At 33.2% G+C, this 16,786-nt stretch carries 14 protein-coding genes; 5 read left to right on the top strand and 9 right to left on the bottom strand.

All coding sequences use genetic code 11. The annotated features are described in order from the left end of the window. Window positions 1-31 precede the first annotated feature (31 nt). From LNP19_RS14315 to LNP19_RS14305, 3 genes are read left to right on the top strand one after another with little or no spacing between them, the layout of a single operon-like run. Window positions 32-1,366 carry a TolC family protein gene (locus LNP19_RS14315; RefSeq protein WP_230062575.1) on the top strand — a complete coding sequence of 445 codons (1,335 nt, stop codon included), beginning with the start codon at window positions 32-34 and terminating at the stop codon, window positions 1,364-1,366. Window positions 1,367-1,368: 2 nt separating this feature from the next. After that, window positions 1,369-2,430 carry an HlyD family secretion protein gene (locus tag LNP19_RS14310; RefSeq protein WP_230062574.1) on the top strand — a complete coding sequence of 354 codons (1,062 nt, stop codon included), beginning with the start codon at window positions 1,369-1,371 and terminating at the stop codon, window positions 2,428-2,430. Between the two features lie 6 nt (window positions 2,431-2,436). Further along, complete coding sequence (locus LNP19_RS14305; protein WP_230062573.1) at window positions 2,437-4,029, top strand: efflux MFS transporter permease; 1,593 nt, start codon at window positions 2,437-2,439, stop codon at window positions 4,027-4,029. Between the two features lie 16 nt (window positions 4,030-4,045). Here the strand turns inward: LNP19_RS14305 and LNP19_RS14300 are convergent, their stop codons facing one another. The 3 genes from LNP19_RS14300 to LNP19_RS14290 form a co-directional block, all read right to left on the bottom strand. Beyond that, complete coding sequence (locus LNP19_RS14300; RefSeq protein WP_230062572.1) at window positions 4,046-5,209, bottom strand: phospholipase D-like domain-containing protein; 1,164 nt, start codon at window positions 5,207-5,209, stop codon at window positions 4,046-4,048. Then, window positions 5,196-6,299, bottom strand: coding sequence for a site-2 protease family protein (locus LNP19_RS14295; RefSeq protein ID WP_230062571.1), 1,104 nt, complete (start codon window positions 6,297-6,299; stop codon window positions 5,196-5,198). Before LNP19_RS14295 ends, LNP19_RS14300 begins: the two co-directional genes overlap by 14 nt. Before the next feature lie 266 nt (window positions 6,300-6,565). Further along, window positions 6,566-7,558 (bottom strand): 2-hydroxyacid dehydrogenase, encoded by a 993-nt coding sequence (locus LNP19_RS14290; RefSeq protein ID WP_230062570.1) that lies wholly within the window; start codon window positions 7,556-7,558, stop codon window positions 6,566-6,568. A 488-nt stretch (window positions 7,559-8,046) separates the two neighbouring features. Here LNP19_RS14290 and LNP19_RS14285 point away from each other — a divergent pair, with 488 nt between their 5' ends. Then, window positions 8,047-9,579, top strand: coding sequence for a SulP family inorganic anion transporter (locus LNP19_RS14285; RefSeq protein WP_230062569.1), 1,533 nt, complete (start codon window positions 8,047-8,049; stop codon window positions 9,577-9,579). Window positions 9,580-9,595: 16 nt separating this feature from the next. Here the strand turns inward: LNP19_RS14285 and LNP19_RS14280 are convergent, their stop codons facing one another. Beyond that, window positions 9,596-10,219, bottom strand: a complete 624-nt coding sequence (locus tag LNP19_RS14280; protein WP_230062568.1) for a murein L,D-transpeptidase catalytic domain-containing protein — start codon at window positions 10,217-10,219, stop codon at window positions 9,596-9,598. A gap of 581 nt (window positions 10,220-10,800) precedes the next feature. Here LNP19_RS14280 and LNP19_RS14275 point away from each other — a divergent pair. Next, complete coding sequence (locus LNP19_RS14275; RefSeq protein WP_230062567.1) at window positions 10,801-11,745, top strand: PorP/SprF family type IX secretion system membrane protein; 945 nt, start codon at window positions 10,801-10,803, stop codon at window positions 11,743-11,745. A 174-nt stretch (window positions 11,746-11,919) separates the two neighbouring features. On the opposite strand, the gene LNP19_RS14270 is transcribed toward LNP19_RS14275, so the two are convergent. The 5 genes from LNP19_RS14270 to LNP19_RS14250 form a co-directional block, all read right to left on the bottom strand. Then, on the bottom strand, window positions 11,920-12,486 hold the full coding sequence (locus LNP19_RS14270) for a hypothetical protein (protein WP_230062566.1): 567 nt from the start codon (window positions 12,484-12,486) through the stop codon (window positions 11,920-11,922). Between the two features lie 61 nt (window positions 12,487-12,547). Further along, window positions 12,548-13,729 (bottom strand): class I SAM-dependent methyltransferase, encoded by a 1,182-nt coding sequence (locus LNP19_RS14265; protein WP_230062565.1) that lies wholly within the window; start codon window positions 13,727-13,729, stop codon window positions 12,548-12,550. Window positions 13,730-13,731: 2 nt separating this feature from the next. Next, window positions 13,732-14,823 (bottom strand): AI-2E family transporter, encoded by a 1,092-nt coding sequence (locus LNP19_RS14260; protein ID WP_230062564.1) that lies wholly within the window; start codon window positions 14,821-14,823, stop codon window positions 13,732-13,734. Between the two features lie 77 nt (window positions 14,824-14,900). Then, window positions 14,901-15,851: a zinc metalloprotease gene (locus LNP19_RS14255; RefSeq protein WP_230062563.1), complete on the bottom strand. Its 951-nt coding sequence runs from the start codon at window positions 15,849-15,851 to the stop codon at window positions 14,901-14,903. Between the two features lie 285 nt (window positions 15,852-16,136). Beyond that, entirely contained in the window at window positions 16,137-16,775 is a 639-nt protein-coding gene (locus LNP19_RS14250; protein WP_230062562.1) for a DUF4159 domain-containing protein, read from the bottom strand. Between the last annotated feature and the right edge of the window lie 11 nt (window positions 16,776-16,786).

The following is a 16,786-nucleotide window of genomic DNA, read 5'->3' as shown; positions in this document are numbered from 1 at the left end:
GCAATTTTGCATTTTAATTTAATACATCAATATGTGTTCTAGTTTGTGTAAAATAATACTGTCTTTATTCTTGTTTACGCTGGTATCAGTCAATGCCCAAGTCACTATTCAGGATAGTATTTCTATTTCTTTGGAAAAAGTTTGGCAAAAAGCCGCAGTTAATAGTAAAGAAATTAAAATGAGTCAGTTGCATGCTGAGTCAGGTTTGGAAGCTGTCAAATATGCCAAAAACAAGCAGCTTCCTGAAATAGGTTTTAATGCAAATTATGGGAAATTAGCCAATATTCCCATATTCAATAATGGAATTTTGAACCAAGCCGATTATATTCCACTAGAGGATCATTCGATTTATGGTGCGACAATTGACGCTTATTTTGATATTTATAATGGACATAAACTCAAAATGAATATTCAAAAAGAGTCCGTAAAGCAAGAGTTGTCAAGATACTTAGAAAAAGAGACTACGGAATCAATTCATTATCAAGTAGCTGAAACCTATTTGAAATTACAACTTTTTTTGGAATTTGAAAAATTAGTAAAGCAGAATATTTATCAGAATGAAGCTCGTTTAAAATTGATTGAGAAATTGCATACAGGAGGTGTAGTGTTGAAAAGTGATTTACTTCGTGCGCAGTTACAATTATCAAAACAAAAAACAACGTTAACCACAATCCGACATGATGCACAGTTAGCCATGCAAGAACTAAATATTTTTATGGGTGAAGCCGATGATCAGAAATTAAAACCTATTGACCCTATTGGTTTTCAACAAGAAAATAGAATACTGAATTACACGGATTATATTGACAAGGCTATCGACAAATCACCCTTGCAAAGAATTGCCCAGCAAAAAGTAGAGCTGAGTAGGTTAAATTTGGCAGCCTTAAAAGCAGATAAACTCCCAAGAATAGGGTTGTTTGGCGATTATAGTTATTCCTATCCACAGATCAAATTATATCCATATGAGAATGCACCTTATTTATTAGGGGTTGTAGGTATAAAACTATCTTATTCTATCTCTTCTCTTTATCATGATTTCCATAAAGAGGAGGAAGCTAAAATTTTGTATGAAGAACAAAAGATGGCTAGGGAAAATGTTCAGGATAATTTGCGTAAAACTATAAATATAGCCTATAAACGCTATGTGGAGGATCAAGAAAAAATAGAAGAACTAGAATTGAACATTAAACAGGCTAAAGAAAATTACCGTATTCTCAATCAAACGTATTTTAATCAATTGTCTTTGATAACGGATTTACTCGATGCAGATACCCAATTATTACAAGCTCAATTTGAACTTATTTCGGCTAAGACCGCTGAACAATTGCATTATTACCAACTTTTAAAAAACACAGGAGATTTATAATTATGGCTACAGTAACTGAAAAACATGAACGTATTGATAGAATTACTGTCAAGATAACCTATACTATCGCTTTTATAGTATTAATTATCCTGTTAGTGTATGGAATTTATGCACTTATAAAAATGTATCGATTTGAAGAAACAAATGACGCACAGGTTGAAGAATATATTAACCCTATTCTTAGTCGTACTACAGGTTTTGTACAAGAAATTAAGTATCGAGATCATCAAAAAGTTCACAGAGGAGATACTTTGATTGTAATTGATAGAAATGAAACATTGATGCAGCTACAAGAAGCTCAGGCGACTTTGAATGCTGCTGAAGCATCCTTGTTAGCGTTAGAAAGTAATTTTGTAACTACGACTAACAGTGCTTCAGTTAGTCAAGCCAGTATTGCTGCCGCTAAAGCAAAATTGTGGCAACAAGAACAGGAATATAATAGGTATAAAAAACTACTTGAGGGAGAAGCTGTTACACAACAACATTTTGAAGCAGTCAAAACTAGTTTTGAAATTGCAAAAGCTGAATATAAGGCTATGCAAAATACCTATACAACGGCAAAAGGAAAAATAAACGATGCAGATTCACAACTAGCCATAGCTCGTGCTAATGTAAAGCAAAGAGAAGCAATAGTTGATAACATAAAACTCAACTTGACCTATTCCGTTATTACAGCTCCTTCTGATGGGATTATGGGTGATAAAACCTTACAAGTGGGTCAATTGATACAAAAAGGACAAACTCTTGGTTTTATAGTAGACCAAGATCAGGGGAAATGGATAGTGGCTAATTTTAAAGAAACCCAAATTGCAAACATGCAGGAAGGTCAAGAGGTAGAAATCAAAGTAGATGCTTATTCGAATGAAACTTTTCATGGTAAGATTCAATCTCTTGCTCCAGCAACAGGATCTAGATTCTCGCTTTTACCTCCAGACAATGCCACGGGCAATTTTGTCAAAATAGTACAAAGGTTTCCGGTTCGAATACTGTTGACCGATACAGCAGAAAAAATAAAAATGCTCCGTGCAGGAATGAATGCTGAGGTATTGATTCCTAAATTATAATATTTTATGGATCAATCATCAACCATATTAAAAAGTTGGGTTCCCAAATGGTTTATTAGAATCATTATTTTTTTGGTAATCCTACCAGCAGTGTCCATGTTATCGGGATACAGTGGAGGTATTAATAGTGCTGCAAGTTATTATGGTTTAGATCCTACAGATATTCAATTTTCAATAGTGGTGTACTACGCTGGTATTGCCAGTTTTTATTCTTTAGAAAAAAGATTTTTTAGTTATTTTGCTTCAAAGACCTATTCTTTAATGAGTATGTTGCTATTTACAGTAATTAATTTGTTATTGTATCTTACTCAAGATGCAACACTCTTTTTTGTTTTGCGTTTTTTAGGAGGAGCAGTTACAGTAGCACTAATTGGAGTAACACTTAGTTTACTGTTTTCACAATTTCATTCTGAAAGATCAAGTATATTAGGTTATACTGTTTTTTATGGTACTTTACTTACTTCTAATTCATTTTCGTATTTGTTAGATGCGTATATTTTTCAAAATTTTGACTATAACGCCTTGTATTTGGCTATTATTTACCTTCAAATTCCCGGAGTAGTATTAATGCTTTTTTGTATCAAAACAAATTTGCGTTTGCACGTCAAAAGGTTTCCGTTGCTGCATTTAGATTGGAAAAGTTTCATAATATACAGCTCGCTTTTGTCTTTAGTAGGTTATGTTATCTTGTATGGACAATACTACAATTGGTTTGAAAGCATTCGTATTTGGGTTTGTGTAGGGATAATAATAATATTACTGACTACTTTTATATTGACACAATTAAAAAGTAAGCGTCCATTTATTGATTTAGGGATATACAAATACCGAAATTTTAGAAGAGGAGCTTTACTTTTGATCTTGTATTATATATGTAAAGGAGATATTAGTGTAGCCAATACCTTTATTTTTAATGAGATGAATTTAGATTCCTATCATTATGCTTATGTCATGTTTTTTAATGCTTTAGGAATTGTTGTAGGAATAGGGATAACGGCAAGGTTTCTTTTGGGAAAACGCAATATGCGATTAATTTGGCTTGCTGGATTTGCTTTTCTCTTGGTGTATCACATACAAATGTTTTATGTTTTTGGTTCTCAGGCTAATGAAGAAAGTCTTTATGTTCCTCTTTTTTTTCAAGGAATGGGTAATGGAGTATTAATGCTTTCGATAATAATGTTTATGCTAATGGCTGTACCCAAATCAAAAAATCTTTCCGCCTCATCAAGTGGTATTTCTTTCCGGTTTTTTGCTTTTACCCTAAGTTTAGCATTGGTTTCATTTATGAATTTACGACAAGCAAGTGTGCATTATCATGAATTAGGAAGTACAGTTACCACCTTAAATCCAGAATCGAGTAAACGTTTGCAATTTTATGAAAATGCGGCTCTTGCTAAAGGAACTTCAGCAACGCAAGCTAAACTTATAGCCAAGAAATTATTAGCTAAAGAGATTACAAACCATACTAATATATTGTTTGCGAGGGATTACTATTATTATATGGGCGTTTTTATCTTTTTTATTATGCTAGGAATAGCTTTAATACCTCATTTGCATTTTCATTTTAAAAAAATTGGAACTAAGCTGATTCCTATTTGAGAAAGCTATTATTTTTTTAATAAAAATTTTTGAATCGTTTATAAGGGAAATAAGTAACTATACTTAAAATTATTCTTGCCGTCCAATAGGAGAGCCAATTCATTGTATAAAAGGAGATATTGTTTCTTTTTTTTAGGATTGCAGCTGTTATTGGGTCACATTCGGCAATTATTTTGTTAAGGTGTGATACATAAGTATGTGAAAAGCTATTTGATTTGATTTCTGCATTGATTTCAAGACTTCCGTAGGAACTCAAATTATTGAGGTTGAAAGAGCCAATTGTGGCCCAACAACCATCTACTACTGCAGCTTTTCCGTGTAAAACAGTTTTATTCCATTCGTATAATTCAATATTATTCTTAAGAAGGGAGGAGTAAATATGATAGGTTGCTCTTCTAGAAAGGGGAATATCTGAAATTCCGGATAATATTAATTTGACCTTCACTTTATTTTTAGCGGCTTTTTTTAGCGCATTTTTTAACTTTCGCCCTGGAAAAAAATAACTTCCTACGACAATTATTTCTTTTTCGGCATTAGTAAAAGCGTTGATATAAGCTTTATAAATTTCATTTTTTCGTTTTAACCAATCGTTTTGAATAATACTGATGGTGGTATCTTCTTGGGTTAGAAAAACAGATTTGATTTTTTTTCGGAACAGCTGTCTTTTTTTAAAGAATAAATCCCTGCAAAGCAATTGAAGTGTCTTAGCAATATTAGAATCGTTAATTTGTATCGAATAATCCAGCCAAGGAGCTTTTGTGGTTGTTCCTAAGTAATTTTCGGAAATATTAATCCCGCCAATCAAGGTCAAACGAGCATCGCAAACAACCAGTTTGTGGTGTAATCTTCGACCAATATAGAATGAGTTTGCAGAAAAAAAAGGAGAAAAAAAACGAAAATGAATTCCCAGTTGCGTTAAATGGTGTATTTCCTCTTTTGGAAATGTAAACGATCCAAAACCATCTAACAAAATGTAGATTTTTACATGACGGGCTGCCGCTTTTTTTAGTTCTTCCAGGATTTTTTTTCCTGCAGAATCATTTTTAAAAACATAGAATTGCAGGTGAATTTCATATTTTGAGTTTTGAATGATTTCTTCTAATCGAGAAAAATAATCCGTTCCGCTGTATACCAGCTCTAGGCTTTCTTCAACTTCAGAGATGCAATTACTCGTTAGCATACGTTTTTTGGGTTTTAACCTCTTTGATTAATAAAAATTCTAAAAGATTCTCGGTATCCAGAGTGCCTATGAATTGATTGTTTTCCATGACAAGCATTAAATTGGATTTATTGCTGAAAACCATTTCAAAAATGTCTTCCAAAAGTGTTTCTACGTCAAGGAAAATTAGGTTTTTATTCATGGCGGTATGTATAGGGGTATTTTCTCCTTTTTGGGAAAGCGCCATTATCATTTGATCCCGGTTTAAGGTTCCAACGGGTTCGCCATTTTCGGTGATTAGAAACGTTTTGGATTGGCTATCAAGTAACAGAGCAACGGCTGTTTTTATGGGTTCATTGACATCAATAGATTGGTATTGCTTCATTAACACATCACGTACTTTATAGCCTTTTAGAATGTATTTAGATTCGGTATATTCGGTTTCCATTTGTGCGCCCATAATGACAAATAAGCCTATGAAAATGAGGAAGGGATTCGAAAAAAAACCTAAAATAATAAAACCTACTGCTAAAAGTTGTCCAATACGCGCCGCTATTTTTGTTGCCACATGTCTTTTAAATTTGAAGGCAAGTAATGCTCTTAGAACCCTTCCGCCATCCATGGGGAAAGCCGGAATCAAATTAAAAACAGCCAGCGCAATATTTACAATAAAGAAGTTAAGAAAGAAATTATGAGCATTTATTCCCCCTGATAGTTGTGTAGTCATTAATTCAGGATTTTCTGGTAGTGTAATAAAAAAGCCCGTTATTAGAGCTAAACCAAGGTTTACCATTGGTCCGGCAAAGGCTACAATTAATTCCTCTGAAGGTTTTTCGGGTAGTCTTTCCAGTCGGGCTAATCCGCCTATGGGAAGCAAAGTAATGTCCTTGGTTGTGATGCCAAAGTTTTTTGCCGCCAAAGCATGCCCTAATTCGTGTAAAACAACAGTGATAAAAATACTCACAATGAATCCCACAGACCACAGCATCTGAATTGTATTATAACCCGATCGATAATTAATAAAAATGATGAAGGCAATCAGTAATGAAAAGGTCCAATGAATAAACAAGCCAATTCCTGAAATTTTCCCGAGTTTGAATGTTCCTTTCATTTTTTTAAATTTAATACTATTCGTTATAGTAGAATTACATGAAATAAGCTTAAATCATTTAAAAAATAGTAGGTTGTATTGTTTTTAAGAAAATGGAAAAACATCTAGGGCTGTACTAATTTACGATATTTTTTTAAGAATCTAAAGAATTTGAAATTAGAATAATGCTGTCTAAAATTGCTCGGTTGTCTTAATGAACTACTAAATAAGCTACTTCTCAATTGACAGAGAAAACAATCGATTAGTAATAAGAAAATGGAATTGTACTATTCGTTTAATTCATTTACTGAAATGCCATTGTAGGCCCAAGCATTCAAATTAGCAATGGTACTAACGGCAATTCCCTGTAAAGCTTCATTGGTCAAAAAGCCCTGATGTCCTGTGATCAATACATGTGGATGGGAGCGAAGGATGGTAAATATATTGTCCTCTATTTTTTTATTGATAAGGTTGTGAAAGAAGATTGTTTTCTCTTTCTCATATACATCCAGGCCAGCAGCTGCAACAGTTCCGGTGTTTAATGCTTCTATTAAGTCTTCGGTATTTACAATCATACCGCGGGCTGTATTGATAAAGAAAACACCTTTTTTCATTAGTTTGAAAAGACTTCCGTTCAACATAAATTTTGTTTCAGGATTAAGCGGACAATGAATCGAAATCACATCTGAATTTTGACATAGTTCTTCTATGGTTGTATAAGTAATATTGGTTTCCTGAATCAGTTTTTTATTTTCCTTAGGGTCACAAGCCAATAATTTGCAACCAAATCCATGCATTATTTTTGCAAAAGCAGAACCTATTTTTCCGGTTCCAACAATTCCAACTGTTTTTCCATGTAAATCAAAACCAATTAGATTATCCAAACGATAATCTCCCATTTGCATCAATTTTTGTCCCAGAATAATTTTGCGATTTAGTGCCATTAATAAAGCTACCGCATGCTCTGCCACCGCATAGGGAGAATAATCAGGAATATTAGCTACTTTAATCCCTAATGATCGTGCCTTTTTTAGATCAATATTGTCGTAGCCCGCAGATCGTAAAGCAATATATTTTATGCCATAGGTATATAGTTTCTCTAAGATTGACGCTGTTGCGTAATCGGATGTGAAAAGTGAAATCGCATCAAATCCTTTGGCAAGATTTATAGTGTTTTCATTTAATTGCAGGTCTGTATAGACCAATTCCAGTTTGCCATGGGTAGCTTTTTCCAAGAAAAATTTATCATAATCATGGGTGCTGTATACTAATATTTTCATTATTTCTGTTTTTATTTGCTAAAGCCTATGCTGTAGTTTTTTGAATGATTACAAAGACGATTTTTGGGAGTATCTTTTTTTGCGGCTGAAAGTAAAATAATGGCAAATCTTGGGCTAGCTAAAATCGCTACTGTAAATTTAATCAATTTATTTTTTTTATTGTTGAAAAGTCTTTGTTTAAATGCTTGATATACAGTTTTTTGTACGTGTATTGCTTGTTTGTTTTAGGTTTAAGGTTTTTTGACCTAAATTTTAAGTCAATTACATCTATGTAGTTTTTCTTGATCTCCTATTTTCTAATTGAACATCTGTTAAAAAGATTTACATTTGCCATTTCTTTGAAAAGAATATTAATCCAGCTTTTAAGGTTTTTTAGCTTTGAATGAGGTATTACTCCATTTTCACCTCAAAAATTGTTGGTTTTATTATTCCTATTCGGAATTATAAATTTTCCATCTGCTTATCATTTTATAAATTTTATAAAAAGAATGAAACAATATTTTAATTTATTTGACTTTGCTCAAAAAGTAAATTACAAAACAGAAATATTAGCTGGCTTAACAGTGGCTATGACCATGATTCCAGAATCATTGTCGTTTGCAATCTTAGCAGGTTTTCCTCCGTTGGTAGGCTTGTATGCGGCATTTATTATGGGTTTAGTCACAGCAATTTTTGGTGGAAGACCGGGTTTAATATCGGGTGGTGCGGGAGCAACGGTCATTGTACTGATTGCTTTGATGAAATCTCATGGTTTAGAATATGTGTTTGCTGCAGTGGCTTTGGCCGGTGTGCTCCAAATTATGGTTGGACTTTTTAAATTAGGGAAATTTATACGCTTGGTACCACAGCCGGTGATGTTTGGTTTTGTGAACGGCTTGGCAATCATTATTTTTATGTCCCAAATAGAACAGTTCAAAACAATGATAAATGGGGAGTCAGTCTGGCTTTCTGGTAGTCCTATGTTTATTATGTTAGCTCTGGTGGCATTAACTATTGCTATTGTGATTTTTTTTCCAAAAATAACCAAGGCTGTTCCAGCTTCATTAGTGGCTATTATTGTCGTTTTTATCGTGGTTTTAGGTTTGGGAATTCAGACTAAAACAGTGGCTGATATTGCATCGATAAGTGGTGGTTTTCCTCCATTTCACATTCCTGAAATTCCTTTGAATTTTGAAACTTTGCAACTTATTTTTCCTTACGCTTTAATTATGGCCTCGGTAGGCTTAACCGAAGGCTTATTGACTTTAAACTTAGTGGATGAGATCACGGGGACAAAAGGCAGTGGTAATCGCGAATGTATTGCTCAGGGAAGTGCAAATATTTTGAATGGTTTTTTCTTTGGTATGGGTGGCTGTCCTATGATTGCCCAAACTTTAGTAAATCTTTCAGCTGGTTCCAGAGCTCGTTTATCAGGGATTGTTGCTGCATTAACGATTTTGGTAATTATTTTGTTTGCGGCGCCCGTAATCGAAAAATTACCAATTGCAGCTTTGGTGGGCGTGATGATTATGGTTGCCATAGGGACCTTTGAATGGGTTAGTTTTCGAATCATCAATAAAATGCCAAAACACGATATTTTTGTTTTAATCTTAGTGGCCGGAATAACGGTAGTACTTCATAATTTGGCTTTAGCCGTTTTAATTGGAGTGATCATCTCTGCCTTAGTTTTTGCTTGGGAAAGTGCCAAACGCATTCGTGCCAGAAAATATATTGATGATAAAGGGATAAAACACTATGAGATATACGGTCCACTATTCTTTGGATCTACAGCAGTATTTACAGAAAAATTTGATGTTTTTAATGATCCGCAGGAAGTGATTATTGATTTTAAGGAAAGTAAAATTTCCGATATGAGCGCTATTGATGCCGTAAATAAAATAACGGAACGCTATGCCAAAGTGGGTAAGAAAATCCATCTTCTTCATTTGAGCGCTGATTGCCGTCAGCTGTTGCAAAACGCTGAAGGAGTTATTGAAATTAACATCATGGAAGATCCAACCTATAAAGTGGCTGTGGATTGATTTTTTTTAGCTTGCTCTAATAATAAATATCCAAAATGATATTTTTTTTAGAATTGTCAATTAGTTTTTCAATTCTTTTGTAGTAGGTTTCATTAACCATCGGACATCCTAAACTGTGACATATTTGGCTTTGTTGCTCTTCATAAGGGACACTTTCAAATTTATGAAGTACAATATTTCTCATAAAGGCATTATTGTTTGTGTTTTCTAATCCATACAGTTTATAAGCTTTGCCAAACTTACCTTGATAACTTTTTCCAATAGAATATTTTCCCAGAGCGGTACAGAAAGAACTATTTTCATTACTGAATCTTTGAGAACCATCCACTTTTATTTTTGAACCCAAACCATGTGCTACTAATCCTTGATCAATTATGCTGTCATTTTTTAAATCATAAATAAAAAATCTGTTTTTCCCTGACATGATTTTCATATCGATAAAAAAGGCAATTTCTTCATTGTAATTGGGATTATTACGGACTAATTTCTTTATTGAATTTACTTGTTGCAGAAGTTTTTCGACTGTTGAATTATCAGACTCTACATGAGTAAAAGAGCTAGTTGCAAAATCTCTAGAGAAAATTTTGACACTTAAAAACAATAACCCGATGGAGATTAATATAAAAGTTATTCTTCTCATTATTTGATGTATGTATCAATGATTTCTATTTGATTTTGAGAATTGATAAAAACGCTTTTTTATTAATTCCTTATTTTTTGAGGCAGTTTATTTTTAAAATGCAAAGGTAATAAAATAAATTAGTGTCATGCAAACAGCTGAAAGTTAAATGTTTGTGTTCTTTTTTGTCTATAAATGGAATAAAGTGTTAACGGACGCTTAAAATTAATAATGACAGACATTGTAAAAGATTATTATGACTATAGAATTTTGATTCGATTTTTTTGTAAAACGAAACACAACTTGAATTTGATAATAATAACTTAATTTTTTTTCAAAACTTTTTTTGGCGTTTAAATGTACCAATGCGGTCGTATTAACGTAGCTAATATTATTAAGGAGCTACTTATCATAAGTTGTAATAAAATACAGTATTTTTGTAGATAAAAAGAGTTTACAATTACAGATTTATTACAAATGAACCAGAGCTTATCCGGTATGAAACAGCTACAAGAGGTATTCCTCTCAGTGCTTCCACCTTATTAGAGGATAAACAAAATTTTTTATATTTAAACTAATACTCAATTAGCTAGAAAGAGCTTATGAAATTCAATTATATTTTAGTCTTAGTATTTACTTTTTCTTTTGTCACTATCAATGCACAACAAGATGTACAGTTTTCAGACTATAAACTTAACATGTCGAGTTTTAACCCTGCATTTGCCGGTTTTTTTGATGGAAGTGTATTACTAATACACCGATCACAGTTTGTAGGACTGGATGGAGCTCCGGAAAGTAAGAACCTCAATGTGAATATTCCTCTTACGTTAAACATGGGAACCGGTTTTAATGTCATTAGTGATAAGCTTGGAATAACAGAGGAATTAATTGTCACGGCGGACTATTCCTATACCATTTTTATTGATGATTTAAACATGTTTACTTTTGGTCTTAAAGGAGGTTTTAATGTGTTAAATGTTGATTACTCACTTCTTGATATCAAAGATATGGGCGATTATAGTTTTGAAAATAATATTGAGAATAAGATATCTCCTCGTGTAGGAGTTGGTTTTTTATTCAATACCCCAAGTTGGTTTATAAGTTTATCCACTCCTAATTTTATTAAAGAGAACTATAATCCAACAGTTAAAGTAGCCACGGTTACTACAAGGCCGCATATTTATTTTTCGACAGGATACCAAATGCCATTGAATGATGAATTGCTGTTTAAGCCATCGATATTGGCTAAGGCAGTTACAGGAGCGCCTTTGGCTATAGATTTAGCTTTTAATTTTGAATTTCAGGAAAAATTCCGTTTTGGAGCTTCTTATCGTTGGGATTCAGCGATTACCGGAATTATAGGGATGAACATGCTTAAAGATTTTCAGGCTGGTTACGCTTACGATCATACGATAACTAACTTAGGAAAATTTGCTCCATCATCGCATCAATTTTATCTCAAGTATACATTCAGACAGTCAAAAGATATGCGTAGAGAGTGTGCCAGTTGTAGTTTTATCAATTCGGCTGATAACATAGGGTTTTAGCCTTTGTCTAAAGTTTGAAAAAAATAAAAAACCCTTGTAAATTAGTTGATTACAAGGTTTTTTTGTGGAGAATAGGAGAATATTAGATTGGAATCGAACAACTTCATTTAAATAATATAGGGAATACATTATGCAAATGATTGTGACAGAACTATAAATTTTTGATACACCATATCATTCAATACAGTGTAAATTATCAATAAAAAAGTTTTCTGGATGATAGGTCTTATTGTCTAATTCTGATTTTAATTCTCTTCTAAGGATATAATCTTCAGTTCCGGTTAAATATTGGATGCGCATCATAGATACCGGAGATTTTTTTAATTCTTCGATACTCCCTTTCATAAACATAAAATTGCCGGTATTGACACGATTGTCAAAACCTTTGTCGTCACGAATCATTGTTCCGCAATTTTCTTGATCGATATGCAGCATCGTAATTATGGTTCCGTTATTTAGTTGTAAAATTAATTTAGAATTTTTATCGAAACAGTTTGCCTTCAAAAAGTCTTTGCTTTTTTGAAGAAGCTGCACATTTAAAGTAGGCATGCCGTCTGTAGAAGCCAAGGAATAAAAGATATAATTTGAATTTCCACCAAAAATTTTCTCATGTACAATGTACTCTCTGGTTGATTTGTAAGTACCAATGGAATCATTGACATTTACGCTGTAGTCACAAGGTTTTTGGGCTAATAGGTTTGCTGTTATAAAGAATAATACGATTGTAATTAGCTGTTTCATATAGGTGAACTTATTTATAGGTTTTTGCTTAGCAAATTGGTTACTAATGGCGATTTTATGTTTATTTTATTTTGGTGCAAATTAAAACTATTTTATTGTTTTCTTCGTCTGTTGTAAAAAAACAATAAAGATTTCCCCCTTCTTTTATTTTCCATTTTTTGCGAATCGTTTCTACTGACTCAGGAAAATTTCGAGTAGTAACATTTGCTTTCTTTTGTTCTAAATGGGTTTTTATTTCGTTTTTTTGATAGGAAATACATTTTTCTATTGTAAAAATTCTTCCGGGAAACGGTATTAAATCTGCTGAAGTGTACAAATGAGAATGTTTTTGTAGCTTATTGAGTTTAAAAAATAATCCTACTTCATCAAATCCGCCCGATTTCATTATGGCACTATTGGGCTCGTATAGGTATTTTTGAGGTAGGCTGTAATGGGCTGTTTTGGATTGTTGATTTACGACAAAGTCAAAACTTTCTGTTTCTTCTTTTAAAAGGTTGACTGTTTTGATTTCTACTTCGCCCGAATAGTCTTGATGTATTTCCCATAATAATTCTTTGACTTCATTCTCCAAAGCAACAATATGAATCGCTTTTACATTTTGAAGTTCTGATAAACCAGCAGATAAATCCAATAAAGGAGCCGTTTTTATCAGAATTTTATTTGAATGTTTAAAGTAAAAATCAAGATGATCAGGAACATTGGGCAAACAATCTTTGAGCAGGAATACTTTTCCTTTGGCGTCATTTCGCCTGGATGGATCGATATAGATCCAATCCCATTTTTTATTTAAAGAGGCCAAAGTAGCTAAACTGTCGCCTGAATGACAGCTGATATTTTTTACTTCTAATTGGTTGAAATTATGTTGTACAAGATTCGATAATTCAGGATTGATTTCGCAATGGACAACGGTTTTTATTCTTTTTGCAAAATAATAATCGTCTACACCAAAACCACCTGTTAAATCGATCAAGCTATCGCCAGAAACAATTGCAGATTTGTAAAGAGCTGTTTTTTCCGAAGAAGTTTGCTCTACCGAAATTTTAGCGGGATAGAGGATGTCTTTGGCAGCATACCAAGTGGGCAGCTTGTCCTTGGCTTTTGTTTTGGCTTCAATTTGGTTCAAAATAGTAATCCAAGCCACTTCTGGAAAAGGATTTTTTTGCAAAGCCAGTTTTGAAATTGATGTGCCGATATTTGTATTTATAAATCCCTGAATTTCAGGATTTAGTAGTTGTAAATCCAAGATTATAGATTTTTGGTTAAAAGTTGGACTACTATGTTCTCTGGGAAAAATTCCTTACCAATTACTTTTAGAATGGTGTAAAGAGGAACGGCAACAATCATTCCTAAGATTCCAAAAAGAAAACCAGCAATTAAAATGACTAAAAATATTTCTAATGGATGAGAGCTGACGCTTTTGGAGAAAATGATGGGCTGAGATAAGTTATTATCAATAATTTGAACAATCCAAAAACCAATTAGTACATAGATTGTTGTTGGTAGTGTTTCTGTTTGAAAGTCACTTCCTAGATGACTAATCATTGTTAGAATTGCGGCTAAAATGGAGGCGATTAGCGGGCCAATATAGGGAACGATATTCAATACGGCACATAAAAAAGCAATGACTATAGGGTTTGGAACTCCAAATAGAAGTAAAACAATAAGATACAATAGAAAAACAATAAACAATTGGATCAATAAACCAATGAAGTAGCGAGATAAGAGAAAATTAATTTTCTCCAAAGAATTTAAAATTTGGTCTTCGTGACTATCGGGAATCAGTTTTTTAGCGCTTCTAATAAATAATGCTCTGTCTTTAAGGAAGAAAAAAGCAATAAACAAAACCGAAGCTAATCCCATTCCAAAACTACTAATAGTTCCAAGAACGGCGTTTAAAAAATTGGGAATAAGATTAAAATTGATTTTAGAAGTGATATTGGCTTCTTTTAATATTTTTAAAGAATCAATATGATGGCCTTCTAGGAAAAGATGAATCTGATCGAATAATTGAATGGTGTTTTTTTCGATTTCAGCTGTATTTAAAAGTGATAAATTTTGGCTTTGGGACCAAACCAGAGGGATAAACATCATTATGAATCCAGAAATGATAAGAATAAAGATAAATAATGTCCCAATGGTAGCAAAAAGATGATTGAATTTCATTCGCTTCTTAAAAAAATCTAGAATAGGGTTTCCTATTAGAGTTAGGATTAAAGCTACAATAAGATAAATGAGTACAGATTGAATTTGATATAAAAAATAAACTAATAAAGTTACTAGGACTATTGCTAAAATTGCCTTTAAAATCCCATTTGCTATAATTCTGGATGTAATCATGTATCTTTTTTTAGGAGCTAAAGATAAAAAAAACTCGCTAACAAGTAGCGAGTTTTAAAATCTAAAATAGCAAAAAGTTAGATGCCGAAAGAAGCTCTTGCTCCGCCAGCAACGAATATCGCTTCCATTCTTGATTTTTGTCCGTTAGAGAACATGTACATTCCTCTATCGTCTGTATAATCCATATAATTCATAGTCATTTCTACAGGAGTTCCTGTGCAAGTGCTATAATGAGGATAAGCTGGAACACCATAATTAGCCGTGTTGTGAGTAGGAGTGTCAGCAACTTGATCGCTTCCACAAGTGGCATCACCCCAAATGTGGCGTAAGTTCATCCAGTGACCTACTTCATGCGTAGCAGTTCTTCCTAAATTGTACGGATAGCTTCCAGAACCGGCTAATCCAAAATATTTTGAATCAATTACCACTCCATCTGTAGCGCTACTTCCACCAGGAAATTGAGCATAACCTAAAATTCCTCCACCAATAGTACAAGCCCATATGTTTAATTTTGTTGTAGGTGAAGTAGGATCTAGACCTCCTTGTTTTGTCTTTTTCATGGCGTCTCTAGTTCCCCAAGAAGTTTTGGTCGTAGCTTTTCTTTTTATGGTTTCTAAGACAAATGTAATACCTACATTTGCTTTTACTCCTGAAAATAAAGTTGGTACATCATTGAAATCAGAGTTTGTTGCATTGAAATCTTGGTTTAAAACATCAATTTGAGATTGGATTTGTGAATCCGAGATGTTTTCGGCAGCTGTTTTATAAAGAACATTTACTACAACTGGAATTTCAATCTTTCCATTAACTAAACGACCGCTTAGGATTGCTTTTTGTGTGAAGGCCTCAATTTCATTCATTCTAATTGCCAGTGTAGGATCGGCGGCTAATTGGGCTTCCAGTACTTCTTGAGAGGCGCAACCTCTGTGAGCAATTGCATTTGTTTGTGCATCAGTGGTCTCTTTTGGGTCATTTTGACAAGAAAAAAGCAACATCAATGCTACTGCCGATAAAAGTAATTTTTTCATAATAAATAATTGGTTTTGTTAAAAAAAATGTGATTTGGTTGTTAATGACGCAATTTTATAACAAAATTATTAAATATGAAAAATATTTTACTAAAATATTTTAACAAAAAATTAAGAAGGCCTATTTTGCTGGCTTTTTGAGATGTTTGTGAAAAAGATTATTGGTTTGTTTGAAAATTAATTCTTACGAAGAAATAGTTGGCGTGTGGCTATTAGGATACTTTCTTGACTTAAGTAGCTCATGCAACTCGTTGATTAAATATAACCAGAGTATAGAGTACTGTTTTAGTTATTGAACACGTAATTCAAAATATTAGCGCCCATTTTTAGCGCTTTTTCACGGATAGAAATTGGGTCATTATGAACTTCTGGATCTTCCCAACCATCGCCCAGATCACATTCGAAGGTATACAATAAAACAAGTCGGTTTTCTACGAAAATCCCAAAAGCTTGTGGTCGCTTTCCATCATGTTCATGAATTTTTGGTAATCCATTGGAAAAGAGAAAAGGTTTTTGGAAAAGGGGATGATTGGCGGGAATTTCGATTAAATTAGTATTGGGGAATATTTTTTTTATTTCTTTTCGGATGTATTGATCCATTCCGTAATTATCATCAATATGCAAAAAACCACCTGAGTTTAGGTAGTTTTTCAGATTGTTGACATCAGAATCAGTAAAGGCTACATTGCCATGCCCAGTCAGGTGTATAAAAGGGTAGGAGAACAAATCAGGACTGCTAGGTTCTACCGTGGCGGCTTTTGTGTTTATTTTGGTATTGATATTAGCATTACAATATTTGACTAAATTGGGCAAAGCGGTAGGGTTAGCATACCAATCACCACCTCCGCTGTATTTAACCAAGGCAATTTCTTGGGAATAAGTCCCAATTGAAATTAAAAGCAAAACCAAATACATCCTTTGCATATTTTTAAAAA

Source organism: Flavobacterium acetivorans, from assembly GCF_020911885.1.
GTDB classification, from domain to species: domain Bacteria; phylum Bacteroidota; class Bacteroidia; order Flavobacteriales; family Flavobacteriaceae; genus Flavobacterium; species Flavobacterium acetivorans.
This window is presented reverse-complemented; position numbering and strand designations above follow the sequence as displayed.

Excerpts from the sequence above, each read along its gene's own strand:
- LNP19_RS14310 (WP_230062574.1), top strand. The coding sequence starts at position 1,369 with ATGGCTACAGTAACTGAAAAACATGAACGTATTGATAGAATTACTGTC.
- LNP19_RS14250 (WP_230062562.1), bottom strand. The coding sequence starts at position 16,775 with ATGCAAAGGATGTATTTGGTTTTGCTTTTAATTTCAATTGGGACTTAT.
- LNP19_RS14295 (WP_230062571.1), bottom strand. The coding sequence starts at position 6,299 with ATGAAAGGAACATTCAAACTCGGGAAAATTTCAGGAATTGGCTTGTTT.
- LNP19_RS14280 (WP_230062568.1), bottom strand. The coding sequence starts at position 10,219 with ATGAGAAGAATAACTTTTATATTAATCTCCATCGGGTTATTGTTTTTA.
- LNP19_RS14285 (WP_230062569.1), top strand. The coding sequence starts at position 8,047 with ATGAAACAATATTTTAATTTATTTGACTTTGCTCAAAAAGTAAATTAC.
- LNP19_RS14260 (WP_230062564.1), bottom strand. The coding sequence starts at position 14,823 with ATGATTACATCCAGAATTATAGCAAATGGGATTTTAAAGGCAATTTTA.
- LNP19_RS14270 (WP_230062566.1), bottom strand. The coding sequence starts at position 12,486 with ATGAAACAGCTAATTACAATCGTATTATTCTTTATAACAGCAAACCTA.
- LNP19_RS14275 (WP_230062567.1), top strand. The coding sequence starts at position 10,801 with ATGAAATTCAATTATATTTTAGTCTTAGTATTTACTTTTTCTTTTGTC.
- LNP19_RS14305 (WP_230062573.1), top strand. The coding sequence starts at position 2,437 with ATGGATCAATCATCAACCATATTAAAAAGTTGGGTTCCCAAATGGTTT.
- LNP19_RS14255 (WP_230062563.1), bottom strand. The coding sequence starts at position 15,851 with ATGAAAAAATTACTTTTATCGGCAGTAGCATTGATGTTGCTTTTTTCT.
- LNP19_RS14300 (WP_230062572.1), bottom strand. The coding sequence starts at position 5,209 with ATGCTAACGAGTAATTGCATCTCTGAAGTTGAAGAAAGCCTAGAGCTG.
- LNP19_RS14315 (WP_230062575.1), top strand. The coding sequence starts at position 32 with ATGTGTTCTAGTTTGTGTAAAATAATACTGTCTTTATTCTTGTTTACG.
- LNP19_RS14290 (WP_230062570.1), bottom strand. The coding sequence starts at position 7,558 with ATGAAAATATTAGTATACAGCACCCATGATTATGATAAATTTTTCTTG.